Source organism: Sphingomonas sp. 7/4-4 (assembly GCF_027941955.1).
In the GTDB taxonomy this organism is placed as follows: domain Bacteria; phylum Pseudomonadota; class Alphaproteobacteria; order Sphingomonadales; family Sphingomonadaceae; genus Sphingomonas.
This window is the reverse complement of sequence record NZ_CP115960.1, coordinates 4,092,398-4,112,749: the sequence shown is the minus strand read 5'-3', so window position 1 is coordinate 4,112,749 and position 20,352 is coordinate 4,092,398. Positions and strand designations below refer to the sequence as shown.

Annotated in this window: 32 protein-coding genes and 1 pseudogene; 1 reads left to right on the top strand and 32 read right to left on the bottom strand. The window is 64.9% G+C overall.

Features of this window, described 5'->3' with window-relative positions; translation table 11 throughout:
- Positions 1-40 precede the first annotated feature (40 nt).
- The 10 genes and pseudogenes from PIB19_RS21055 to rplO all read right to left on the bottom strand — a co-directional run bounded on the left by PIB19_RS21055 (position 41) and on the right by rplO (position 8,195).
- Positions 41-1,111 carry a DNA-directed RNA polymerase subunit alpha gene (locus PIB19_RS21055; protein ID WP_271238894.1) on the bottom strand — a complete coding sequence of 357 codons (1,071 nt, stop codon included), beginning with the start codon at positions 1,109-1,111 and terminating at the stop codon, positions 41-43.
- 101 nt (positions 1,112-1,212) lie between these two features.
- A complete protein-coding gene (gene rpsK / locus PIB19_RS21050) occupies positions 1,213-1,602 on the bottom strand; it encodes a 30S ribosomal protein S11 (protein ID WP_271238893.1) in 390 nt (129 codons plus the stop codon).
- A gap of 14 nt (positions 1,603-1,616) precedes the next feature.
- Complete coding sequence (gene rpsM, locus PIB19_RS21045; RefSeq protein WP_271238892.1) at positions 1,617-1,985, bottom strand: 30S ribosomal protein S13; 369 nt, start codon at positions 1,983-1,985, stop codon at positions 1,617-1,619.
- A gap of 265 nt (positions 1,986-2,250) precedes the next feature.
- Positions 2,251-3,594 carry a sensor histidine kinase gene (locus tag PIB19_RS21040; protein WP_271238891.1) on the bottom strand — a complete coding sequence of 448 codons (1,344 nt, stop codon included), beginning with the start codon at positions 3,592-3,594 and terminating at the stop codon, positions 2,251-2,253.
- On the bottom strand, positions 3,594-4,286 hold the full coding sequence (locus PIB19_RS21035; protein ID WP_271238890.1) for a winged helix-turn-helix domain-containing protein: 693 nt from the start codon (positions 4,284-4,286) through the stop codon (positions 3,594-3,596). The genes PIB19_RS21040 and PIB19_RS21035 overlap by 1 nt, the downstream gene beginning before the upstream one ends.
- Before the next feature lie 104 nt (positions 4,287-4,390).
- Positions 4,391-4,561, bottom strand: coding sequence for a hypothetical protein (locus tag PIB19_RS21030; protein WP_271238889.1), 171 nt, complete (start codon positions 4,559-4,561; stop codon positions 4,391-4,393).
- 339 nt (positions 4,562-4,900) lie between these two features.
- The gene (locus tag PIB19_RS21025; protein ID WP_271238888.1) at positions 4,901-5,401 is read right to left on the bottom strand and encodes an SRPBCC family protein; all 501 of its coding nucleotides are present in this window, start codon (positions 5,399-5,401) and stop codon (positions 4,901-4,903) included.
- A gap of 34 nt (positions 5,402-5,435) precedes the next feature.
- Positions 5,436-6,089, bottom strand: a complete 654-nt coding sequence (locus PIB19_RS21020) for an adenylate kinase (RefSeq protein WP_271238887.1) — start codon at positions 6,087-6,089, stop codon at positions 5,436-5,438.
- 28 nt (positions 6,090-6,117) lie between these two features.
- Positions 6,118-7,473, bottom strand: a complete 1,356-nt coding sequence (gene secY, locus PIB19_RS21015) for a preprotein translocase subunit SecY (RefSeq protein WP_271238886.1) — start codon at positions 7,471-7,473, stop codon at positions 6,118-6,120.
- Positions 7,474-7,654: 181 nt separating this feature from the next.
- A pseudogene (rplO, locus tag PIB19_RS21010) lies at positions 7,655-8,195 on the bottom strand (50S ribosomal protein L15).
- Positions 8,196-8,581: 386 nt separating this feature from the next.
- On the opposite strand from rplO, the gene PIB19_RS21005 reads away from it, so the two are divergent.
- Complete coding sequence (locus tag PIB19_RS21005) at positions 8,582-10,225, top strand: hypothetical protein (RefSeq protein ID WP_271238885.1); 1,644 nt, start codon at positions 8,582-8,584, stop codon at positions 10,223-10,225.
- Positions 10,226-10,273: 48 nt separating this feature from the next.
- On the opposite strand, the gene rpmD (PIB19_RS21000) is transcribed toward PIB19_RS21005, so the two are convergent.
- From rpmD (PIB19_RS21000) to rplC, 22 genes are all read right to left on the bottom strand, one after another.
- Complete coding sequence (gene rpmD / locus PIB19_RS21000; protein ID WP_271238884.1) at positions 10,274-10,429, bottom strand: 50S ribosomal protein L30; 156 nt, start codon at positions 10,427-10,429, stop codon at positions 10,274-10,276.
- Positions 10,426-10,821 carry a hypothetical protein gene (locus PIB19_RS20995; RefSeq protein WP_271238883.1) on the bottom strand — a complete coding sequence of 132 codons (396 nt, stop codon included), beginning with the start codon at positions 10,819-10,821 and terminating at the stop codon, positions 10,426-10,428. The genes rpmD (PIB19_RS21000) and PIB19_RS20995 overlap by 4 nt, the downstream gene beginning before the upstream one ends.
- Complete coding sequence (locus PIB19_RS20990) at positions 10,818-11,105, bottom strand: hypothetical protein (protein WP_271238882.1); 288 nt, start codon at positions 11,103-11,105, stop codon at positions 10,818-10,820. Before PIB19_RS20990 ends, PIB19_RS20995 begins: the two co-directional genes overlap by 4 nt.
- 121 nt (positions 11,106-11,226) lie before the next feature.
- Positions 11,227-11,406, bottom strand: coding sequence for a 50S ribosomal protein L30 (rpmD, locus tag PIB19_RS20985; RefSeq protein ID WP_056611741.1), 180 nt, complete (start codon positions 11,404-11,406; stop codon positions 11,227-11,229).
- Between the two features lie 6 nt (positions 11,407-11,412).
- Positions 11,413-12,207, bottom strand: coding sequence for a 30S ribosomal protein S5 (gene rpsE / locus PIB19_RS20980; protein WP_271238881.1), 795 nt, complete (start codon positions 12,205-12,207; stop codon positions 11,413-11,415).
- Between the two features lie 2 nt (positions 12,208-12,209).
- Positions 12,210-12,566, bottom strand: a complete 357-nt coding sequence (gene rplR / locus PIB19_RS20975) for a 50S ribosomal protein L18 (RefSeq protein ID WP_271238880.1) — start codon at positions 12,564-12,566, stop codon at positions 12,210-12,212.
- Positions 12,566-13,099 carry a 50S ribosomal protein L6 gene (gene rplF, locus PIB19_RS20970; protein WP_271238879.1) on the bottom strand — a complete coding sequence of 178 codons (534 nt, stop codon included), beginning with the start codon at positions 13,097-13,099 and terminating at the stop codon, positions 12,566-12,568. The genes rplR and rplF overlap by 1 nt, the downstream gene beginning before the upstream one ends.
- A gap of 1 nt (position 13,100) precedes the next feature.
- The gene (gene rpsH, locus PIB19_RS20965) at positions 13,101-13,496 is read right to left on the bottom strand and encodes a 30S ribosomal protein S8 (RefSeq protein ID WP_025560980.1); all 396 of its coding nucleotides are present in this window, start codon (positions 13,494-13,496) and stop codon (positions 13,101-13,103) included.
- Between the two features lie 10 nt (positions 13,497-13,506).
- Positions 13,507-13,812, bottom strand: a complete 306-nt coding sequence (rpsN, locus tag PIB19_RS20960; protein ID WP_025560979.1) for a 30S ribosomal protein S14 — start codon at positions 13,810-13,812, stop codon at positions 13,507-13,509.
- Between the two features lie 19 nt (positions 13,813-13,831).
- Positions 13,832-14,416, bottom strand: a complete 585-nt coding sequence (gene rplE / locus PIB19_RS20955) for a 50S ribosomal protein L5 (protein WP_082596351.1) — start codon at positions 14,414-14,416, stop codon at positions 13,832-13,834.
- Complete coding sequence (rplX, locus tag PIB19_RS20950; RefSeq protein ID WP_029936451.1) at positions 14,409-14,726, bottom strand: 50S ribosomal protein L24; 318 nt, start codon at positions 14,724-14,726, stop codon at positions 14,409-14,411. Before rplX ends, rplE begins: the two co-directional genes overlap by 8 nt.
- Positions 14,726-15,094, bottom strand: coding sequence for a 50S ribosomal protein L14 (gene rplN, locus PIB19_RS20945; RefSeq protein WP_029936452.1), 369 nt, complete (start codon positions 15,092-15,094; stop codon positions 14,726-14,728). Before rplN ends, rplX begins: the two co-directional genes overlap by 1 nt.
- A 62-nt stretch (positions 15,095-15,156) precedes the next feature.
- Positions 15,157-15,426 (bottom strand): 30S ribosomal protein S17, encoded by a 270-nt coding sequence (gene rpsQ, locus PIB19_RS20940; protein ID WP_029936453.1) that lies wholly within the window; start codon positions 15,424-15,426, stop codon positions 15,157-15,159.
- A 10-nt stretch (positions 15,427-15,436) separates the two neighbouring features.
- Positions 15,437-15,640 (bottom strand): 50S ribosomal protein L29, encoded by a 204-nt coding sequence (gene rpmC / locus PIB19_RS20935; RefSeq protein ID WP_271238878.1) that lies wholly within the window; start codon positions 15,638-15,640, stop codon positions 15,437-15,439.
- Positions 15,641-15,645: 5 nt separating this feature from the next.
- The gene (gene rplP / locus PIB19_RS20930; RefSeq protein ID WP_029936455.1) at positions 15,646-16,077 is read right to left on the bottom strand and encodes a 50S ribosomal protein L16; all 432 of its coding nucleotides are present in this window, start codon (positions 16,075-16,077) and stop codon (positions 15,646-15,648) included.
- Positions 16,078-16,089: 12 nt separating this feature from the next.
- Positions 16,090-16,797: a 30S ribosomal protein S3 gene (gene rpsC, locus PIB19_RS20925; protein WP_271238877.1), complete on the bottom strand. Its 708-nt coding sequence runs from the start codon at positions 16,795-16,797 to the stop codon at positions 16,090-16,092.
- A complete protein-coding gene (rplV, locus tag PIB19_RS20920; RefSeq protein ID WP_037566464.1) occupies positions 16,797-17,174 on the bottom strand; it encodes a 50S ribosomal protein L22 in 378 nt (125 codons plus the stop codon). Before rplV ends, rpsC begins: the two co-directional genes overlap by 1 nt.
- Positions 17,174-17,449: a 30S ribosomal protein S19 gene (rpsS, locus tag PIB19_RS20915; protein ID WP_077511491.1), complete on the bottom strand. Its 276-nt coding sequence runs from the start codon at positions 17,447-17,449 to the stop codon at positions 17,174-17,176. Before rpsS ends, rplV begins: the two co-directional genes overlap by 1 nt.
- A 6-nt stretch (positions 17,450-17,455) precedes the next feature.
- On the bottom strand, positions 17,456-18,307 hold the full coding sequence (gene rplB, locus PIB19_RS20910; RefSeq protein ID WP_271238876.1) for a 50S ribosomal protein L2: 852 nt from the start codon (positions 18,305-18,307) through the stop codon (positions 17,456-17,458).
- A complete protein-coding gene (locus tag PIB19_RS20905; protein ID WP_100283861.1) occupies positions 18,307-18,627 on the bottom strand; it encodes a 50S ribosomal protein L23 in 321 nt (106 codons plus the stop codon). Before PIB19_RS20905 ends, rplB begins: the two co-directional genes overlap by 1 nt.
- Positions 18,620-19,249 carry a 50S ribosomal protein L4 gene (rplD, locus tag PIB19_RS20900; RefSeq protein ID WP_271238875.1) on the bottom strand — a complete coding sequence of 210 codons (630 nt, stop codon included), beginning with the start codon at positions 19,247-19,249 and terminating at the stop codon, positions 18,620-18,622. Before rplD ends, PIB19_RS20905 begins: the two co-directional genes overlap by 8 nt.
- A 2-nt stretch (positions 19,250-19,251) precedes the next feature.
- Positions 19,252-20,112, bottom strand: coding sequence for a 50S ribosomal protein L3 (gene rplC / locus PIB19_RS20895; protein ID WP_271238874.1), 861 nt, complete (start codon positions 20,110-20,112; stop codon positions 19,252-19,254).
- Positions 20,113-20,352 lie beyond the last annotated feature (240 nt).

Sequence of the window (20,352 nt, the reverse complement as noted above, 5' to 3'; positions counted from 1 at the left end):
CTTCGCTGTCTCCGGGTTAGCGTGGCTAACCCGGTGCAGCTCAGCCCATGATCTCCTGCTCGAGCTTCTTGGCCATCTCTTCGATGTTCTCAGGCGGCCAGCCCGGGATTTCCATGCCGAGGCGCAGGCCCATGCTCGACAGCACTTCCTTGATCTCGTTCAAGGACTTGCGGCCGAAGTTCGGGGTGCGCAGCATCTCGGCTTCGGTCTTCTGGACCAGGTCGCCGATATAGATGATGTTGTCGTTCTTGAGGCAGTTGGCCGAACGCACCGACAGTTCGAGCTCGTCGACCTTCTTGAGAAGGTAACGGTTGATCTGCGCGGTATCGCCCGAGGCGACGCCGCCATCGGAAGCGGCCGGAGCCGCCATGCCGATCGGTGCCGAGCGGGTGACCGCCGAATCGTCGAAGTGCACGAACAAAGCGAGCTGGTCCTGGAGGATGCGCGCCGCGTAGGCGAGGCCGTCTTCCGGGGCGATCGTGCCGTCGGTCTCGACGGTCAGCGTGAGCTTGTCGTAATCGAGCTCCTGGCCGACGCGGGTGTTCTCGACCTTGTACGAAACCTGGCGGACCGGGCTGTACAGGGCGTCGACCGGGATCAGGCCGATCGGAGCATCCGCCGGACGGTTCGACTGGGCGGGGACATAGCCCTTTCCGGTGTCGGCGGTCAGCTCCATGTTGAGCGTCGCGCCGTCGTCGAGGTGGCAGATCACCAGCTCGGGGTTCATCACTTCGATGTCGCCCGAGACCGCGATGTCGCCCGCCTTGACTTCAGCGGGGCCGGTGGCCGAGAGCTGGAGCCGCTTCGGGCCTTCGCCCTGCATGCGGATGGCGATCTGCTTCACGTTGAGCACGATGTCCGTCACGTCCTCGCGGACGCCGGCGAGGCTCGAGAATTCGTGGAGCACGTTCTCGATCTTGATCGACGTGACCGCGGCGCCCTGGAGCGACGAGAGCAACACGCGACGCAGCGCATTGCCGAGCGTAAGGCCGAAACCGCGCTCGAGCGGCTCGGCCACGAAGGTCGACTTGCGCTTGGGATCGCCGCCGGGCTTCTTTTCGAGGCCGTTGGGCTTCTTGAGTTCCTGCCAGTTCTTAGGGTTCACCGACATGGGCTTCCTCATATTTGGGCAGGACGGGGCCATCCTGCCGGGTAACTGCTGCCCGGTCCGGACCCCGCCCTCGGGGCCCGTGAACCGGACAGGATGGCGAATCAGACGCGACGACGCTTCGACGGACGGACGCCGTTGTGCGGGATCGACGTCACGTCGCGGATCGACGTGATCTGGAACCCGACCGCCTGAAGGGCGCGCAGGGCGCTCTCGCGGCCCGAACCCGGACCCTTCACTTCCACCTCGAGGGTGCGAACGCCGTGCTCGGCGGCCTTGCGGCCCGCATCCTCGGCGGCGACCTGGGCTGCGTACGGGGTCGACTTGCGCGAGCCCTTGAAGCCCATCATGCCGGCGGACGACCACGAAATGGCGTTGCCCTGGGCATCGGTGATGGTGATCATCGTGTTGTTGAAGCTGGCGTTCACATGGGCGACGCCGGCGGTGATGTTCTTGCGCTCACGGCGTTTGATGCGCTGCGGTTCACGTGCCATTGGTCAGCGCTCCCTTACTTCTTCTTGCCGGCGATGGGCTTGGCCTTGCCCTTGCGGGTGCGCGCATTGGTGTGCGTGCGCTGGCCGCGGACGGGGAGCCCCTTGCGATGGCGGAGGCCGCGATAGCAAGCGAGGTCCATCAGACGCTTGATGTTCATCGCCACCTGGCGGCGAAGATCACCCTCGACGGTGTAGCTGGCGTCGATCGCCTCGCGGATCTGGAGCACTTCCTGGTCGGTCAGGTCCTGCACGCGACGCTCGGACGTGATGCCCAGCTTCTCGGTGATTTCCTTGGCCTTGGTCGGACCGATGCCGTGGATATACTGAAGCGCGATCAGAACGCGCTTGTTGGTCGGGATGTTGACACCCGCAATACGAGCCATGAATTTTTTCTCCCAGCTCCACAGGGTGCCGCATGGCAGCTCGCACCCCATCTCGTAGCGTTGCTCCGAAAATGCAGTGGCGCGACCTGCGCAGAGAAGCGCCGCCGTGCAACCGTTTTTCGGAAGATGCGCGACATATGCAGCCGCAGAGGCGCTGTCAAGCGCCGCGGGCTGGTATCGCGGAACCGGATGCATACACGAACGTTGCGCGCGCGCCAAGCGGCGGGTGAACCCTCGGAAGTTCCCGTCTCTGCAGGGAGGGGATTCAGATCGGCACCACGATCGTCGCGACGAGGCCGGGGGCATTATCACCCAGCTCGAGTCGGCCGCCGTGCAGCCGCGCGACCGATTCGACCAGAGCGAGGCCCAGCCCGGCGCCGGGCAAGCTGCGCGCGCGATCGAGTCGGCCGAATCGGCTCAACGCCTGCGCCCGGTCCTCGGCGGCGATGCCGGGGCCGCGATCGGCGACGGTCAGGCGAAGCTCTCCCGCCGCGGTTTCGAGCGACAGCGCGATGGCGCCGCCCGCCGCCCCGTGGCGGAGCGCATTGTCGATCAGATTGGCGAGCGCCTGCGAAAGCAGCTCACGGTGCATCGGAACCGGCGCGACCGGCCCCGGCGGCAGCGCGACGCTGAAGCCCATGCCCGCCTCCTCGACCACAGGCGCGTAGAGATCGGCGATCTCCTCGATCAGTTCGACGGGATCGAGCGCGACGAGCGTGTCGCGGGTGACGGCCTCGGAACGGCTGATCTCGAGCAGCACCGCGAGCATCCGCATCACCAGATCGGTCTCGGCGATCAACCCGGCGAGCGCAACTTCGCGCTGCTGCGGCTGATCGGCCGTCGCCGCCGCCTCGGCCCGCGCACGCAGCCGGGCGATCGGCGAGCGCAGATCGTGCGCGATCGAATCGGTGACGATGCGCAATTCGGCCATCAGCCGGTCGATCCGGTCGAGCATGCCGTCGATGCGAAGCGCGAGCCGATCGAAGGCATCGCCCCCGTCCCCCTCGGTGCCGACCCGTCGGGTGAGATCGCCGGCGGCGACGGCATCGACCGCACCGGCGATTCGATTCAGCCGACGCGTGACGTAACGCGTGAGGACGAGGCCGCCGCAGACGCCGAGCACGAGCGAGAGCAAAACCGCGAGCAGCAATGCCCGCTCGATCGTGCGCTGGGCACGCTCCCAATCGTCGAGCATGCGGCCGGTGACGAGCCAGTCGCGCCCGAGCGGACGGATCGCGATCCCCGCCTCCTGCCCCGCCCAATCGCCGTTCGTGCCCAGCGTCGCGATGCGAAAGCTTTCAGCGGCGGGCGCGAAGGCGAGCCGATCGGGGCCGACGCCGAGCCGGCGGGCACCGCCGCGGTCGACAACCAGCGCGACGAGCGAATCGTCATCGGCCTGGGCGTCGGTGATGGCTTCGGTCAGCGCCGCGACGCCGCCCGAGCGATATACCGCGGCGAAAGCGTCGGTCTGTTGCGCGGTGTCGCGGCGCAGCGCCTCGATCGCGTCGTCATGCGTCTGCTGCCAGATGAGGCCGGCGAGGGCGAGGCTGGAGACCAGCGACAACAGCACCGCGAGCAATGCGAGCCGCGCAGTGATCGAGACTCGCATCAATTGTCGAGCGACAGGCGATAGCCCGCACCGCGCACGGTGTGGAGGATCGGCGCGTCGAAGTCTTCCTCGAGCTTGCGGCGCAGGCGGCCGATATGGACATCGACGACGTTCGAGCCCGGATCGAAATGATAGTTCCAGATCTTCTCGAGCATCATCGTGCGCGTGACGACCTGGCCCGCATGGCGCGCGAGGAATTCGAGCAGGTTGAATTCGCGCCCGCCGATCGGGAGGGCGCGGCCTTGGCGGGAGACGCTGCGGGCGAGCAGGTCGATCTCGAGATCGCCGACGGTCAGGCGGGTGGTCTGGGGCTCGGCCGCCGCCCCGTCGCCGCGGCGGAGCAAGGCCTCGACGCGGGCGAGCAACTCGGCGAAGGCGAAGGGCTTGGTGAGATAATCGTCGGCACCGGCGTGGAGACCCTTCACGCGATCGTCGACCGTGCCGAGCGCCGAGAGGATCAGCACCGGGGTTCGGATGCCGGCCGCGCGGAGGGCGTTCAGCATCGACAGGCCGTCGAGCCCGGGTAACATACGATCGGCGACGACCAGGTCGAAAATGCCTTCGGACGCGAGGAACAATCCATCGCGGCCGTCTCCGCAGATTTCGACTGCGAACCCGGCCTCCTGCAGCCCCTTGGCCAGATAGCCGGCCGCGGCGGCGTCGTCTTCGACGATGAGGATCTTGCGGGTCATAAGCGGCGGTCCCTGCCTAGAACGCAGAACGGCCGGCGGAAAGAGGGGATCTTCCGCCGGCCGTAAGTACCGGTGCAGGGCAGAGCACCGGGCTTGGCGTAAGCTTACTTGGCGGCCTTGGCCTTGACCGTCTTGGTCTTCACGGTCTTGGCGGGCTTGGCGGCCTTCGCGGTCTTGTGATGCTTGCCGATCGACACGGTCGCGGCGCTGGCGATCGTCGGAGCGGCGACCATCGCGAGTGCTGCGATGGGGAGCAGGGTGCGGGAAAGCTTCATCGAAATCCTCCTTGGGAAGAAGGAACCGGCGCGCTGCCGGCCCTGCACACTTCCTAACCGGAGCCACCTCACGCCGCGGTGACGCGGGCATGAAGATTTTGTCATGCGCGAAAATCAGCGCTTGGCGGCGCGCACCACGACCGAGACGCCGAGCAGGATCGCGCCGACCATGCCGCCGAACGCGAGCAGGCCTATGGGCGTCACTTCGACCTCAGCCACCGCGGAGGAACGCTCGCCGATCTGCAGCCGGGCGGCGGCGCGCTGGGGTGCCGCCAGCGGCCCCGCGCAGCTTCTTCAGGTGCCGATGGGACGATGTCTCGAGCCTTGCTCATATCGGTCTCAACGCTCCGCAGCGGCCTTGAGCCGCGTCCATTGGCCGCCGAGCACGCCGTCGACCGGCGCCGCGATGCCGCCGAGCCCGGGGCCGGCCACGGCATAGCTGGCTATGAGTTCGGTGCCGGTACCGGCAGGCTTGAGCGTGACCGTCAGCACCGTGGTCACCGGCATCGCCTGGAGCGGGCCGAGCCCGCCGGTCATGCGCAGCGTCTCGTTCGCGGCGAGATAGACGATCCGCATATGCTCGACGCCGCCGCTCGCGGTCTTCTCGCACCAGCAGCCGCCTGGACGGGCGTCGAGGCTGAGATTGGCGGCGTCGCCGCTATAGGTGTGGGCGCCGTCCCACCAGCGCGCCGGCTGGATCAGCGTCTGCCAGACCTTGGCGGGCGGTGCCGCGATCGTCAGCTTGTGCTGCGTGGCGAAGCTGGTGTCCGATGCCCGGACAATCTCGGCCGGAGCCGGAGTCGCCAGAAACAGCGGCAGTGCGAGCAAAGACAGGCGCATGCGAACCCTCCCGTTTACCGGGAGGCTACGCCGCTCAGCCCTGTCCGTCGAGGATCGCGGCGATCTGGGTGCCGACCTGATCCATGTCCGCCATGCCGTCGACCCGACGGACGAGCCCCCGGGCTTCATAGATGGGCAGGATCGGCGCGGTCTTGGCGCGGTATTCGGCCATGCGCGTGCGCACCGTCTCGGCATTGTCGTCGGGGCGGCGCTTGAACTCGTGGTTGCCGCAGACGTCACAGGTGCCTTCGACCTTGGGCAGCTTGAAGCGGTCGTGATAGCCTTCGCCGCACTGGGCGCAGGTGAAGCGGCCGGTGATGCGCTCGACCAGTGCGTCCTCGTCGACCTGCAGCTCGATCACGAAATCGAGCTTGCGCCCGCGCTCGGCGAGCAGGCCGTCGAGCGCCTCGGCTTGCGCCGCGGTGCGCGGATAGCCGTCGAAGATCGCGCCCTTTTCGGTATCGGCCATGTCGAGCCGTTCGCCGATGATGCCCGAGACGATCTCGTCCGAGACGAGCTCGCCCGCTTCCATCACGGCCTTGGCCTTGAGGCCGGTCGGCGTGCCGGCCTTGACCGCGGCGCGCAGCATGTCGCCCGTCGAGAGCTGGACCATGCCGCGCTCGGCCTCGAGGCGGCTCGCCTGGGTGCCCTTGCCTGCACCCGGAGGGCCCAACAGGATGATGTTCACTCGGTTATCCCCGTCCCAAGCTGCGCGTTCAGCGCATGCGGCCCTTCAGCTTCGCCTTCTTGATCAGATCGCCATACTGGTGCGCCAGCAAATGCGACTGGATCTGCGTAACCGTGTCCATCGTTACGTTGACCACGATCAGAAGGCTAGTGCCGCCCATCAGGAACGTCGCCCCGAGCGCCGACATCGCGAATTCGGGCGCGAGGCAGATGAAGGTCAGATACGCCGCGCCGATCACGGTGATGCGCGTCAGCACATAATCGAAATAGACCTCGGTATTCTTGCCCGGGCGGATGCCGGGGATGAACCCGCCATAGCGCTTCAGATTGTCCGCGGTCTCCTCGGGATTGAACACCACGGCGGTGTAGAAGAACGAGAAGAAGATGATGCCGGCGCCATAGAGCGCCATGTAGAGCGGCGAGCCGTGGCGCAGATAGATGTTGAGGTTGCTCACGAAATCGCCCCACCAGCTATCGCCCGTAGCCGCGGTGCCGGCGAACTGGGTGATCGTCAGCGGCAGCAGCAACAGCGACGAGGCGAAGATCGGCGGGATCACGCCGGCGGTGTTGAGCTTGAGCGGCAAATGGCTGCGCTCGGCCTGCACGCCGCGCGCGGTCTGGCGCTTGGGATACTGGATCAGGATGCGGCGCTGGGCGCGCTCCATGAAGCAGATCAGCAGCACGATTCCGGCCACCGCGACCATGATCGAAATGAGACGCAGCGGATCGATCGTGCCGGTGCGGCCGCTCTCGAACAGCTGGACGAGCGTGGTCGGCAGGCGCGCGACGATGCCCGCCATGATGATCAGCGAAATGCCGTTGCCGACGCCGCGGCTGGTGATCTGCTCACCCAGCCACATCAGGAACAAGGTGCCGCCGACCAGCGAGATGACCGCGCCGATCACGAACAGCGGGCCCGGCTCGATCACGGGCGAGACGCCCTGCACGCCGACCTGCAGCCCGCTGGCGATGAAATAGCCCTGGACCGCGGTGAGGCCGACGGTGCCGTAGCGGGTGTACTGGTTGAGGCGCTTGCGGCCGCTCTCGCCTTCCTTCTTGATCGCGGCGAGCGCCGGCGACAGCGACGTCGCGAGCTGCACGACGATCGAGGCCGTGATGTAGGGCATCACGCCGAGCGCCACGACCGACGCACGATTGAGCGCGCCGCCGGTGAAGCTGTTGAAGAAATCGAGGACGCCGCCCTGCAGATTGTTGGTCAGCAGGCCGAGCTGGGTCGGATCGATACCGGGAATCGGCACATAGCTGAGCAGGCGGAAGACGATCAGCGCGCCGAGCGTGAACCACAGGCGCTTCTTGAGCTCCGTCGCCTTGCTGAACTTCGACAGATTGATGCTGGAGGCGAGTTGATCGGCTGCGGATGCCATGTGCGAATTCGTCCTGGAAACAAAAGCGGCGGGAAAGCGTTCGACCGCCCCCGCCGCTCATATAAGTCCTTCGGTCCCGAGGGCAATGCGGCGCCTGCCCCCAAGCCCGTTCGGCTTGCGCTCGTCGTGCTTCGACAAGCTCAGCACGAACGAAGGGCAGGTTTCCCCGCCCCTCGAGAAATCAGCCCTGCTTGCCGGCCTTCTTGGCGGCAATGACCTTCTGCACCGAACGGTGCTTGGCCTTGTGCTTGTCGGCTGCCGGGACGATCTCGGGGATCGTCACCGAACCGCCAGCCTTCTGGACTGCCTCGATCGCCGACTTCGACGCACCCGCGACAGTGAAGTTCAGCTTGGCCTTGAGCTCGCCCTTGGCGAGGAGGCGGACGCCGTCCTTGCCGCCACGGGTCAGGCCCGCCGCATTGAGCTCGGCCTGGGTGATGTCGGTCGCGGTCAGCTTGCCCGAGATCGACTGCCTTCTGGATCGCGCCGAGGTTCACTTCGGCATAGTCCTTGGCGAAGATGTTGTTGAAGCCGCGCTTCGGGATCCGCATGTGGAGCGGCATCTGGCCGCCCTCGAAGCCGTTGATCGAGACGCCTTCGCGGCTCTTCTGGCCCTTCTGGCCCCGGCCGGCGGTCTTGCCCTTGCCCGAGCCGATGCCGCGTCCGACGCGCATCCGGCCCTTGCGCGAACCTTCATTGTCGCGGAGATCGTTGAGTTTCATGGTCGTGCACTCGCTTTCGCTTTTGTCGCGCTGATTGAAAGGAAGCGGCGCGCATAGCGGCGGGATCGGACTTTGTCACCCCTTATGTTTGCGCGGCCGGCCGCGCGCTTGACACAGGGTTGGTTGACTCGGTTGACTCGTTTGCGGGTTTTCGTCGGATGCGCCTGCGAAGCCACCACGAGGCGGCATCTACGCGCCTGGCACGCGCCACTCACGCGGCGGTGAAGCTACAGGTACGCGACACGATCGCGACCTGCTGGGTCCGCGAGCGGGCCTATGCACGTTGGCGACGCGCAATTCGGAGATCGACGGTTCAAAGAGCCAGCCAAACCAAGCAGACGAAATCCTACTTTGCAAGCGAAGGGCAGATATGAGTTTACTACTGAATGACCAGATACTCACCTCAACTCCTAAGCGATCATACGCCGCTTATCCCTGATAGCGCGGAACTGCGCGCAACTACCAAAGGACATGGCCTTTACAACTCGTTTCAGTTTGTCCTCCGGCTTTCGCCGGAAGTGCATCGCAAACTGTCCGGGGTGCCGGAAGGCATCAGCACGAGCGGGATGGACTTTGAGGCCATCCAGGCATTTTCAACGTACCTGCATGAAACGATCCATTGGTGGCAACACGTCGGCTCCACTTTCGGGCTTATCCTGAGTATGACATATCCTACTCAGGCTCACTCAAATTATGACCTTCTACGACGCCTAACCGATCAGGTAGGCTTCAAGAAATCGATACGTCAGCTAGCGGAAACCCTTCCGAGCGGTGGGTTTGGAACTCCCGCCGGGATCGCCAACACAATAATCAACAATCACTTCGACATGGAGGTATTTCGCGGCCTCACGGTTACCCCGCTTACCGTCGAAAAGGCGCTTCGGCATCCTCAATTTGAGAGCCACGCTCACTCATTTCATATCACTTGGGCTAGCGGGCTCAGCTTACTCTCGTCGGTCTCCGATCGAGCATTCAGTGTCATTCCACACCCCAAAGAATGGGAGCCCGAGTTCGAGAAGCTGCGCGAAGCGAAGGTGGAGGGATATTACTACGGTTCGCCGGTAACTCTCTGTCCCCTAGGCGCTTACGAGCTGTTTGAGGGCCAAGCGCGTATGGCTCAGCTGCAGTATCTTCATTTTGGCACTGGCGGTCGATTCGAGATGAAAGACGCCGTTGCACTGGAAATGTTCGAAGGTGTCTACGGCGAGGCATTTTCGGCGTTTCTAACGATGACGGGGTTAAGTTGGCCCAACTCCATCGACCACCCGACGGTTGCGCTGTTTCTCTTGGCTTGCGATGTCGCCATCAATCCTGGATCCGGCTTCCCATTCCCGCTCGTCAATTTCCAGACGTTCGTGTGGGATGCCGATCCGGGCACGCGGTTCATGCTAATGTGCAAGCAAGCGCGCTCCGAATGTCCTGAGGTTTTTTCGCTTATCATCGGGTACACTAGGGCAGAATACGAAGAGGCCAGCACCAAGCTGTGCTCGACGATTAGAGAAATCCCGCCTCTCGCCATAGCGGCGGAATTTGACCGGTGGAGCGCGACGCCCGAATTTGCACCGCTGATGGAACAGTACCGAGCCTATGCGTTCGACTCGAGCAATCTCGTTCCACGCATGCTCTTCTCTCACTTTCTCGCCTTTATGAGAGATAAGTATCGACGCCCGGAATTCTTCTGTTGGCCTGGCCCATGGATGGCTGGGAAACGCGTATCGACTGAAGCCGTGGACCTCTTCGAGCGCCATGGGGCCTTGTTTGTCGACAAGGAGCACGACGATGGCGTTTTCCCGCGCTTGATTAAAGGAAGGGACGAGCGCGACCTTCATAAGGCGTTCGAGGAATTCTACGCGCACAACACCGTGTTCAACCTGACAAGGCAATGGATCACTACGCCCGGTCCATTCACATATAACTTTCGCTGGCTCTCGCAGACGGAGTCCCCAAGGGTCATTCAAGACTATTGCGACCGCGTTTTCGCCTCCGTCTACGACGTGCGTCCAGGGGACGCTGAGTTGCTAAACAGCTAGCGAAATCGCCTACCGCCCCTTCCTGTTTCGTTCGGGTGACACGAAGTCTCAGCCTTCGACGACCTCGACCATGTGCTGCATTTTGCGGATCATTCCGCGGACCTCGGCGCCATCCTGCAGCTCCGAGACCTTGTGCATCTTGTGCAGGCCAGCGCCGACGAGCGTCGCGCGCTGATCCTTGGCGCAGCGGGCCGCTCGGCTCACGGTGCCGGCGGCGCGCCGGCTGGTCGGGTGATCAGCTTTGGCGCCTCCGCTCCCTCGACGGCGAGACGGGCACGCTCGCCCTCCGCCCGGTCCTCCAGCGACAACCACGCGGTGTCGCCCGTGGTGCCGAGCCGGATCCCCTCGGCATATTTGCCGACGGGATTGGCATAATTGACCGTGAAGCCGGCAAAACCGCTCTTCTCGTTGACGATCATCGCCACCGCGTCGCCGCCCGAGCGATCGAGCGCGATCACGCCGCGGCCATTGTCGAGCCAACTCATCGCGCCGCGCTCCGACCCGGTCTGGTCGTGCAGCACCAGTCCATAGGCGCCGGCAACGCGCGGATAGCTCTTGCCGCCCAGGCGCGGGTTGGGCTCTTCGCCCAGGATCAAGCGATCCCGGCCCTTGTCATCGAGCACCACGATCGAGGCGGTCTGCCCATCCTGGCGCTCGCGCCCCTCGGCCGGGGTGGCGCGCCGATCAGAATGCGCGGTTTGCCGGCGGCATCGACGATGCGGATCGCCTGCGCTTCGATCACGTTCGGCGTCCCCGGCGCGAAGCCGGCGACCACCACGCCGATCGCGACGAGCCCGATCACGGCAAGGCCGGCGCGATGGCGAGCAAGGCTGCGTTCGAGCCGGGCGATGCGCAGTTCGGTGTCCACGGGTCTGCTCACAGATTCTCTCCTTCGGCGGCAACGCATATTGCCCGGCGCATCAAACGACGTCGAGGAGCCCAACGGAAAAGGGGCGGTAGTCGCCTACCGCCCCTTCCTGTTTCGTTCGCGGCGTGAAGGCTCAGCCCTCGACGACCTCGACCATGTGCTGCACCTTGCGGATCATCCCGCGGACCTCGGGGCTGTCCTGCAGCTCCGAGACCTTGTGCATCTTGTTCAGGCCCAGGCCGATCAGCGTTGCGCGCTGATCGCTGGTGCGGCGGATCGGCGAACCGGTCTGCTTGATCTTGATGGTTGCCATTGTCGCTTACTCCGCGATCGCGGCCGCATCGGCCTCGGCGGTGTTCGAACCGCCACGGCCGAGCAGGTCGGCGATCTTCTTGCCGCGGCGCTGCGCAACGCTCTTCGGCGAGGTCTGCTCGCCGAGCGCTTCGAAGGTGGCGCGGATCATGTTGTAGGGGTTCGACGTGCCCACCGACTTGGTGACGACGTCGGCAACGCCCAGGCTCTCGAAGATGGCGCGCATCGGGCCACCCGCGATGATGCCGGTACCGGCAGGCGCCGTACGGAGCGTGACGCGGCCGGCACCGAAGTGACCGTTGCCGTCATGGTGCAGCGTGCGACCTTCCTTCAAGGGAACGCGAACCATTGCCTTCTTCGCAGCCGCAGTGGCCTTGGAGATGGCTTCCGGCACTTCGCGTGCCTTGCCGTGACCGAAGCCGACGCGGCCCTTGCCGTCGCCGACGACGACCAGAGCTGCGAAGCCGAAGCGCTTGCCGCCCTTCACCGTCTTCGAGACGCGGTTGATGTGGACGAGCTTTTCGATCAGCTCTTCGCCGCCGTCATCGGTAGCGCCGCGCGGACCGCCGCGATTGTCACGACCGCCACGGCCGCCATCGCGACCGCCACGATTACCGCCGCCGCCGCCCGGGCCACCACGACCGCGACCACCGCCGCCGCCGGGACCACCGCGACCGCGACCACCACCACCACCACCGCCGCCGCCTTGGCCGCCGCCCTGATAGCCGGTGCTCTCCTGCGCGGGAGCGCTGGCTTCGGCGGGAGCGCCGCCAGTTTCTGGCGTGTTGTTCTCGTCAGCCATGTTTAGAACTCCAGTCCGCTCTCACGAGCGGCATCCGCCAGCGCCTTGACGCGGCCATGATAGAGGAAGCCGCCGCGATCGAAGACGACCTGCGTCACGCCGGCGGCCTTGGCGGCCTCGGCAACGCGCTTGCCGACTTCCTGCGCAGCCGCGACGGTCGCGCCGGTCGTGCCGCGCACGTCCTTCTCGAGCGTCGAAGCCGAGGCGACGGTCTTGCCGGCGACATCGTCGATCACCTGGGCATAGATGTGCCTGCCCGAACGGTGGATCGAAAGCCGCGGACGGCCACCGGCACGCGCCTTGAGCGTGGAGCGATTGCGGCGACGCCGCTTCGCGAAGAGCGAGAGACCCTTGGTCATTACTTCTTCTTCCCTTCCTTACGGAAGATGAACTCGCCGTCGTACTTGATGCCCTTGCCCTTATAGGGCTCGGGCTTCCGCCAGCGGCGAATCTCGGCCGCGATCTGGCCGACCTTCTGCTTGTCGATCCCCGAGATCTCGACCGTGGTCTGATCCGGCGTCTTGATCTCGATGCCTTCCGGCACGTCGATGTTCACGTCATGCGAATAGCCGAGCTGGAGCTTGAGCACCTTGCCCTGCGAGTTCGCGCGATAGCCGACGCCGGTGATCAGGAGCTTCTTGGTGAAGCCCTCGGTCACGCCGGTGACGAGGTTCTGGACCAGCGTGCGCTGCATGCCCCAGAAGGCACGCGCCGCCTTGGTCTCGTTGGCCGGCTTCACCAGGATGCCGCCGTCCTCGAGCGTGTAGCTGATCTCTTCGCGCAGGTTGAGCGAAAGGGCGCCCTTGGGGCCCTTCACGTTCAGCACGCGGCCGTCGATCGAGGCGGTGACGCCTGCCGGTACGGAGACCGGCTTCTTGCCGATGCGGCTCATATCAGAAGACCTCCGCGAGCACTTCGCCGCCGACATTCTGCTCGCGCGCTTCCGCGTCGGACAGAACGCCGCGAGGCGTCGAGACGATCGTGATGCCGAGGCCGTTGCGGATCCGGGGCAGTTCCTGCGAACCCGAATAGACGCGGCGGCCGGGCTTCGAGACGCGCGCGACGTGCTTGATCGCCGGCTGGCCCTCGAAATATTTCAGCTCGATGCGGATGCCGGCGGCAGGGCCCATCTGCTCCTCGCTATAGCCACGGATGTAGCCTTCGCGCTGGAGAACATCGAGAACGCGTGCCCGCAGCTTCGACGCAGGCGTGAGGACGGAGTCCTTGCGCGCGCGCTGGCCGTTGCGGATGCGGGTGAGCATATCACCCAGGGGATCGGTCAAAGCCATCTCGTAGTCCTTACCAGCTCGACTTCGTGAGACCGGGGATCAGGCCCTTGTTGGCCAGATCCCGCAGCATGACGCGTGCGAGACGGAACTTGCGGTAATAGGCGCGCGGGCGGCCGGTCAGCTCGCACCGGTTGCGGATGCGGGTCGGATTCCCGTTGCGGGGAATCTCGGCCATCTTCAGCCGCGCGATGAGGCGCTCGGTATCATCCAAGCTCTCGTCGTTCGCCGTCGCCTTGAGCTTCGCATACTTGCCGGCGTACTTCTTCACCAGCTGCTTGCGACGCTCGTTCTTGTTGATGGAACTCAGTTTCGCCATGACTTAAGTTCTCTTTCCCTTACGCTGCCTGCTTCGCTTCGCCGTCCGCCTCGATGGGGAACGGGAAGCCGAAGAGACGGAGAAGCTCGCGAGCCTCGTCGTCGGTCTTGGCGGTGGTGGTGACGATCACGTCCATGCCGCGCACCTTGTCGATGCGGTCATAGTTGATCTCGGGGAACACGAGCTGCTCCTTGATGCCGCAGGCATAATTGCCACGGCCGTCGAAGCTCTTCGGGTTCAGCCCACGGAAATCGCGAACGCGCGGGAGCGCGATCGTGACGAAACGGTCGAGGAACTCGTACATCCGCTCGCGGCGCAGGGTGACCTTGCAACCGATCGGCATGCCTTCGCGCAGCTTGAACTGTGCGATCGACTTCTTCGCCTTGGCGATGACGGGCTTCTGGCCGGCGATGAGTTCCATCTCCGAAGCAGCCTGCTCGACCTTCTTCTTGTCCTGGGTGGCCTCGCCAACGCCCATGTTCAGCACGATCTTGTCGATCCGCGGAACTTCCATGACGTTCTTGTAGCCGAACTTCTCGGTCATCGCCTTGGCGATGCTCGTGTCGTACAGGCTCTTGAGGCGCGGGGTATACTTATCAGCCACTGATGACCTCCCCGGTCTTGACCGCAACGCGGACCTTCTTGCCGTCACGCTCTTCGAAGCGGACACGGGTCGCCTTGCCGTCGGCGGTCACGTGCGCGACCTTCGAAATGTGCATCGGCGCTTCCGAACGCTTCAGGCCGCCCTGGGGATCGCCCTGGCTCGGCTTGACGTGGCGCACGGCGACGTTGACGCCCGAGACGACGACCTTGCCGTCCTTGGGCAGCGACTTGACGACCTCACCGGTCCGTCCCTTGTCCTTGCCGGACAGAACGATGACCTGGTCGCCCTTCTTGATCTTGGCAGCAGCCATCACAGCACCTCGGGCGCGAGCGAAATGATCTTCATGAAGCCGCGCGAACGCAGCTCGCGAACCACCGGCCCGAAGATACGAGTGCCGATCGGCTCCTCGTTCTTGTTGACCAGCACCGCGGCATTGCCGTCGAAGCGGATCACCGAGCCGTCGGCACGACGGACATCCTTGGCGGTGCGAACGATGACCGCGCGATGCACGTCACCCTTCTTCACCTTGCCGCGGGGAGCAGCTTCCTTGATGCTGACGACGATGACGTCGCCCACGCCGGCGAAGCGACGCTTCGACCCGCCCAGCACCTTGATGCACTGCACCCGCTTCGCGCCGCTGTTATCTGCGACGTCGAGATTGGACTGCATCTGGATCATCGATCCGGTTCCTTCTCGTTCGGCCTGCCGGGACCAATGGCCCGGTGGTTCCAGTTAAAGTGTTAGGCTTCAGCAGCCTTCGACGGCGTCGCGTGGGTGTTGACCCGCTCGATCACCTTCCACGTCTTCAGCTTGGAAATCGGCGCAGTCTCTTCGATGCGCACGGTCTCGCCGGCCTTGTACTCGTTGCCCTCGTCATGGGCGTGATACTTCTTCGAGCGACGGATGATCTTGCCGTAGAGCGGGTGCTTAACCTTACGCTCCACCAGCACGACGACCGTCTTGTCGCCCTTGTCGGAAACCACGTTCCCGGTCAGCACGCGCTTCGGCATGGTCTCTTCCTTACTTCGCTTCCGAGCGCGAGCGCTCGGTCTGCAGCGTCTTGATACGGGCGATGTCGCGACGGACTTCCTTGACCCGGCTCGGCTTCTCGAGCTGGCTGGTCGCGGCCTGGAAGCGGAGGTTGAACGCCTCGCGCTTCAGGTTGCCGAGCTCTTCACCGAGCTGGTCTTCGGTCTTCGCACGAAGATCGGTTGCCTTGGTCATTTCTATCAACCCTCCAGGTGCGAGGTGTCGCCGAGACGGGCGACGACCTTGACCTTGATCGGCAGCTTCATCGCTGCACGCGAGAACGCTTCCGCGGCGAGCGGGCCGGGAACGCCGTCCAGCTCGAACAGGATGCGGCCCGGCTTGACGCGAGCGGCCCAATATTCCGGCGCGCCCTTGCCCGAGCCCATGCGGACTTCGGCCGGCTTCGACGAAACCGGAACGTCCGGGAAGATGCGGATCCACAAACGCCCCTGGCGCTTGATGTGACGCGTGATCGCGCGGCGGGCCGCCTCGATCTGGCGCGCGGTGATCCGCTCGGGCTCCATCGCCTTCAGGCCATAGGAACCGAAGTTCAGTGAAGTGCCGCCCTTGGCATCGCCATGGATGCGGCCCTTGAACTGCTTGCGGTGCGCAAATTTCTTTGGTTGCAGCATGTCCTGGTGTCCTTAGCGGCGATCGTCGCGCGCGGGGCGCACGCCGGTCGTCTGGGCTTCCATGTTGAGCCGGTCCTGCGCCATCGGATCGTGGCCGAGAATCTCGCCCTTGAAGATCCAGACCTTCACGCCGCACACGCCATAAGCGGTGTGCGCAGTGGCATCGGCGTAGTCGAGGTTGGCGCGCAGCGTGTGCAGCGGCACCCGGCCCTCGCGATAGCTTTCGTTACGCGCGATCTCGGCGCCGCCGAGACGGCCACCGCAGGCGACGCGGATGCCGTCGGCACCCAGACGCATCGCCGACTGAACGGCGCGCTTCATGGCGCGACGGAACGCGATGCGGCGCTCCAGCTGATCGGCGATGCCCTGCGCGACGAGCTTGGCGTCGACTTCGGGCTTGCGGATCTCGACGATGTTCAGCGAAACGTCGGACGAGGTCATCGCGCCGAGCGTCTTGCGAAGCTTCTCGATGTCCGTGCCCTTCTTGCCGATGATCACACCGGGACGCGCAGCGTAGATCGAAACGCGGCACAGCTTGGCCGGACGCTCGATCACAACCTTCGAGATCGCGGCCTGGGGCAGCGTCTTGATGATGTACTGGCGCATCTTGAGATCTTCGAGGAGGAGGCGGCCGTAATCGGCGCCTTCCGCGAACCAGCGGCTGTCCCAGGTACGGTTGATCTGCAGACGCAGGCCGATCGGGTTGCTCTTGTGACCCATTATGCTTCTTCCTGCTCGCGGACGACGATGCGAAGACGGCTGAACGGCTTCAGGATGCGGGTGGACTTGCCACGGCCGCGCGTCGCGAAGCGCTTCATCGTGATCGACTTGCCGACCGAAGCCTCGGCGACGACGAGCGCGTCGACGTCGAGGTTGTGGTTGTTCTCCGCATTGGCAATCGCAGACGCGAGAACCTTGCGCGCGTCGACCGCCATCGCCTTGGTGGAGAACTGAAGGATGTTCAGCGCGTCACCGGCCTTGCGGCCGCGGATGAGGCCCGCGACGAGGTTCAGCTTCTGGGCCGAACCGCGGATCTGGGTTGCAACGGCCAGCGCTTCCTTGTCGCCGACCTTGCGGGGTGCCTGGGGCTTGGACATTAGCGCTTACCCTTCTTGTCGGCGGCGTGGCCGGGGAAGAAGCGGGTCGGAGCGAACTCGCCCAGCTTCATGCCGACCATGTCTTCGTTGACCGACACCGGCACGAACTTGCGGCCGTTGTAGACGCTGAAGGTCAGGCCGACGAAGTCGGGCAGGATCGTCGAGCGGCGCGACCAGGTCTTGATCGGCGAACGCGCGTTGGTCTCCTGCGCGGTCTGCGCCTTCTTCAGGAGGTGGAGGTCCACGAACGGACCCTTCCAGACGGAACGAGCCATGAGCGGTTAGCCCTTCTTCTTGGCGTGACGCGAGCGGATGATCATCTTGTCCGTCGCCTTGTTGTGGCGGGTGCGCGCACCCTTGGTCGGCTTGCCCCAAGGCGTGACCGGATGACGGCCGCCCGAGGTCCGGCCTTCACCACCGCCGTGCGGGTGGTCGACCGGGTTCTTGGCGACACCGCGCGTCAGCGGGCGAATGCCCTTCCAACGATTGCGGCCGGCCTTGCCGAGGTTCTGGTTCTGGTTGTCGGGGTTCGACACCGCACCGACCGTCGCCATGCAGTTCGCATGAATGTAGCGCTGCTCGCCCGAGTTGAGGCGGACGATGACCATGCCGCGGTCACGACCGACGACCTGGACATAGGTGCCAGCCGAACGGGCGATCTGGCCGCCCTTGCCCGGCTTCATCTCCACGTTGTGGACGATGGTGCCGACCGGCATCGAGCCCAGCTCCATGGCGTTGCCCGGCTTCACGTCGGTCTTCTTGCCGGCGATCACCTTGTCGCCGACAGCGAGGCGCTGCGGAGCGATGATATAGGCGACGCGGTCCTTGCCCGCTTCGTCCTTGCCGTAATTGACCAGCGCGATGAACGCAGTGCGATTGGGATCATACTCGATCCGCTCGACGGCGCCCTCGACGTCCCACAGGCGGCGCTTGAAATCGACGATGCGATAGCGCTGCTTGTGACCGCCGGCGATGCCGCGCGAGGTCACGTGACCCTTGTTGTTGCGACCGCCGGTCTTGGTCTTGCCCTCGGTGAGCGCCTTGACCGGACGACCCTTGAACAGGTTCGAACGGTCGATCAGGATCAGGCCGCGGACGCCAGGCGACGTCGGGTTATAATTCTTGAGTGCCATTACGAATTGACCCCCGAGGTCACGTCGATCTGCTCACCGTCGGCGAGCGTCACGATTGCCTTCTTCATGTCGGAGCGCTTGTAGGGAGCACCCTTCCAGCGCTTGGTCTTGCCCTTCTGGACGATCGTGTTGACGCCGGTCACCTTGACGTTCCAGAGCGCCTCGACGGCGGCCTTGATCTCGGGCTTGGTGGCGTCGCCGGCGACCTTGAACACAACTGCGTTGTGCTCGGAGACGAGCGTCGACTTCTCGGTGATGTGCGGCGCGACGATCACGTCATAATGACGGTTGTCGATCGCGGCCTTCTGCTTCTTAGCCATTGAAGCGCGCCTCCAGCTTTTCGACGGCAGCGCGGGTCAGGACCAGCGTGTCGCTCTTCAGGATGTCGTAGACGTTGGCGCCCTGGGCCGGCAGCACGTTGACCGTGTGCAGGTTGCCGGCGGCGAGCGCGAAGCTGTTCTCGACGGCGTCGCCGTCGATCACCAGCGTCTTCTTGCCGAACTTCAGCACCTCGAGGCTGCCGAGCAGCGTCTTGGTCTTGCTGTCGGCAACGCTCAGGCTGTCCATGACGATCAGCGAGCCGGCTTTGGCATGGCTGCTGAGAGCCATCTTGAGACCGAGCGCGCGGATCTTCTTGTTCAGCGACGGATTGAAGTCGCGGACGCGGGCGCCGTGCGCCTTACCACCACCGATGAACACCGGAGCGCGGCGATCGCCGTGACGGGCGGTGCCGCCGCCCTTCTGGCGGCCGAACTTCTTGCCAGTGCGGGCAACGTCGGCACGCTCACGCGTGCCACGTGCCGTCTCGCGGCGCTTCTCGAGCTGCCAGGTGACGACGCGATGCAGGATGTCGGCGCGCGGATCGAGGCCGAAGACCTCGTCGTTGAGCTCGATGTCCGCGGCCTTCGCCTTGGCGTCGAAGGATTGAACCTTGATCTTCACGCTCAGCCCTCCTGGCCGGTGGTGTCGCCGTCGGCGGCACCGCTGATCTCGGCATCGCTCTGACCGGCGCCCTGGGCGTCGGCCGCGGCAACGCCGGCTGCGACTTCATCGGCGCCCGGCAGCGGGGCGATCTCGTGGACCGCACCCTCTTCGACGGCAGCGATGTGATGCTCTTCACCGGCATGCTGGGGATCACGGATCCCGGCCGGGAACGGCGCGTCGGCATGGCGGTCGACCTTGACGGCGTCCTTGACGAACAGCCAGCCGCCCTTCGAGCCAGGGACCGAGCCCTTGACGAAGATCAGGCCGCGCTCGACGTCGGTGCCGACGATCTCGAGGTTCTGCTGGGTGCGATACTTGTCACCCATGTGGCCGGCCATCTTCTTGTTCTTGAAGACCTTGCCCGGATCCTGGCGCTGACCGGTCGAACCGAGCGAGCGGTGCGAGACCGAGACGCCGTGGGTGGCGCGCAGACCGCCGAAGCCCCAGCGCTTCATGCCGCCCTGGAAGCCCTTGCCCTGGGTCTTGCCCTGGATGTCGACGAACTGGCCAGCGACATAATGGTCGGCCGAGATCTCGGCGCCCACGGGCAGAAGCCCGTCTGTGTTGACGCGGAATTCGTGGACCACTGCCTTGGGCTCGACTTCGGCCTTGCCGAAGTGGCCGCGCTGCGGCTTGGAAACGTTCTTGCTCTTCGCCGAACCGGCGCCGAGCTGGACGGCGGTGTAGCCGTCACGACCTTCTTCGCGGACGGAGACGACCTGCAAGCCTTCGAGAGCCAGAACGGTGACCGGCACGTGGCGGCCGTCGTCCTGGAACAGGCGGGTCATCCCCAACTTCTTCGCGATCACGCCAGTGCGCATGACCTGTTGCTCCTATACAGAGGCACCCGACGGACCATTCCCTCGGGTGCGTGCCTCAGCCCAAAATATGATGCGAGCCCCCGTCTGGGCTGAACCCTGCCGAAGCGGGGTGACGGGGGACGCAGACCCGGTTCTCCCGAAGGAGGCCGGCGGTATCCCTATCTCGTTTTGAGTGCGCCCGCGGCGCCCTCTTGCCCCTTGCGTCGGATCGGGATGATCCGGTCGAGGAACGGTGCGAAT

Bases quoted from the DNA above. Each gene is read 5' to 3' on its own strand.
- PIB19_RS21055 (WP_271238894.1), bottom strand. From the start codon at position 1,111: ATGTCGGTGAACCCTAAGAACTGGCAGGAACTCAAGAAGCCCAACGGC.
- rpmD (WP_056611741.1), bottom strand. From the start codon at position 11,406: ATGGCAACCATCAAGATCAAGCAGACCGGTTCGCCGATCCGCCGCACC.
- rplR (WP_271238880.1), bottom strand. From the start codon at position 12,566: ATGACCAAGGGTCTCTCGCTCTTCGCGAAGCGGCGTCGCCGCAATCGC.
- rplV (WP_037566464.1), bottom strand. From the start codon at position 17,174: ATGTCCAAGCCCCAGGCACCCCGCAAGGTCGGCGACAAGGAAGCGCTG.
- rpsS (WP_077511491.1), bottom strand. From the start codon at position 17,449: ATGGCTCGTTCCGTCTGGAAGGGTCCGTTCGTGGACCTCCACCTCCTG.
- PIB19_RS21035 (WP_271238890.1), bottom strand. From the start codon at position 4,286: ATGACCCGCAAGATCCTCATCGTCGAAGACGACGCCGCCGCGGCCGGC.
- PIB19_RS21030 (WP_271238889.1), bottom strand. From the start codon at position 4,561: ATGAAGCTTTCCCGCACCCTGCTCCCCATCGCAGCACTCGCGATGGTC.
- PIB19_RS20905 (WP_100283861.1), bottom strand. From the start codon at position 18,627: ATGGCTAAGAAGCAGAAGGCCGCGATCGACAACCGTCATTATGACGTG.
- PIB19_RS21005 (WP_271238885.1), top strand. From the start codon at position 8,582: ATGACCAGATACTCACCTCAACTCCTAAGCGATCATACGCCGCTTATC.
- rpmC (WP_271238878.1), bottom strand. From the start codon at position 15,640: ATGACCAAGGCAACCGATCTTCGTGCGAAGACCGAAGACCAGCTCGGT.
- secY (WP_271238886.1), bottom strand. From the start codon at position 7,473: ATGGCATCCGCAGCCGATCAACTCGCCTCCAGCATCAATCTGTCGAAG.
- rpsM (WP_271238892.1), bottom strand. From the start codon at position 1,985: ATGGCTCGTATTGCGGGTGTCAACATCCCGACCAACAAGCGCGTTCTG.
- rpsQ (WP_029936453.1), bottom strand. From the start codon at position 15,426: ATGCCGAAGCGCGTGCTGACCGGGAACGTGGTTTCCGACAAGGGCGAC.
- PIB19_RS21040 (WP_271238891.1), bottom strand. From the start codon at position 3,594: ATGCGAGTCTCGATCACTGCGCGGCTCGCATTGCTCGCGGTGCTGTTG.
- rplX (WP_029936451.1), bottom strand. From the start codon at position 14,726: ATGGCTGCTGCCAAGATCAAGAAGGGCGACCAGGTCATCGTTCTGTCC.
- rplP (WP_029936455.1), bottom strand. From the start codon at position 16,077: ATGCTGCAACCAAAGAAATTTGCGCACCGCAAGCAGTTCAAGGGCCGC.
- rpsH (WP_025560980.1), bottom strand. From the start codon at position 13,496: ATGGCTTTGACCGATCCCCTGGGTGATATGCTCACCCGCATCCGCAAC.
- rpsC (WP_271238877.1), bottom strand. From the start codon at position 16,797: ATGGGTCACAAGAGCAACCCGATCGGCCTGCGTCTGCAGATCAACCGT.
- rpsN (WP_025560979.1), bottom strand. From the start codon at position 13,812: ATGGCGAAACTGAGTTCCATCAACAAGAACGAGCGTCGCAAGCAGCTG.
- PIB19_RS21025 (WP_271238888.1), bottom strand. From the start codon at position 5,401: ATGCGCCTGTCTTTGCTCGCACTGCCGCTGTTTCTGGCGACTCCGGCT.
- rplB (WP_271238876.1), bottom strand. From the start codon at position 18,307: ATGGCACTCAAGAATTATAACCCGACGTCGCCTGGCGTCCGCGGCCTG.
- rplF (WP_271238879.1), bottom strand. From the start codon at position 13,099: ATGAGCCGCATCGGCAAGAAGCCGGTCTCCGTACCGGCAGGCGTCACC.
- rpsE (WP_271238881.1), bottom strand. From the start codon at position 12,207: ATGGCTGACGAGAACAACACGCCAGAAACTGGCGGCGCTCCCGCCGAA.
- rplN (WP_029936452.1), bottom strand. From the start codon at position 15,094: ATGATCCAGATGCAGTCCAATCTCGACGTCGCAGATAACAGCGGCGCG.
- rplC (WP_271238874.1), bottom strand. From the start codon at position 20,112: ATGCGCACTGGCGTGATCGCGAAGAAGTTGGGGATGACCCGCCTGTTC.
- rpsK (WP_271238893.1), bottom strand. From the start codon at position 1,602: ATGGCACGTGAACCGCAGCGCATCAAACGCCGTGAGCGCAAGAACATC.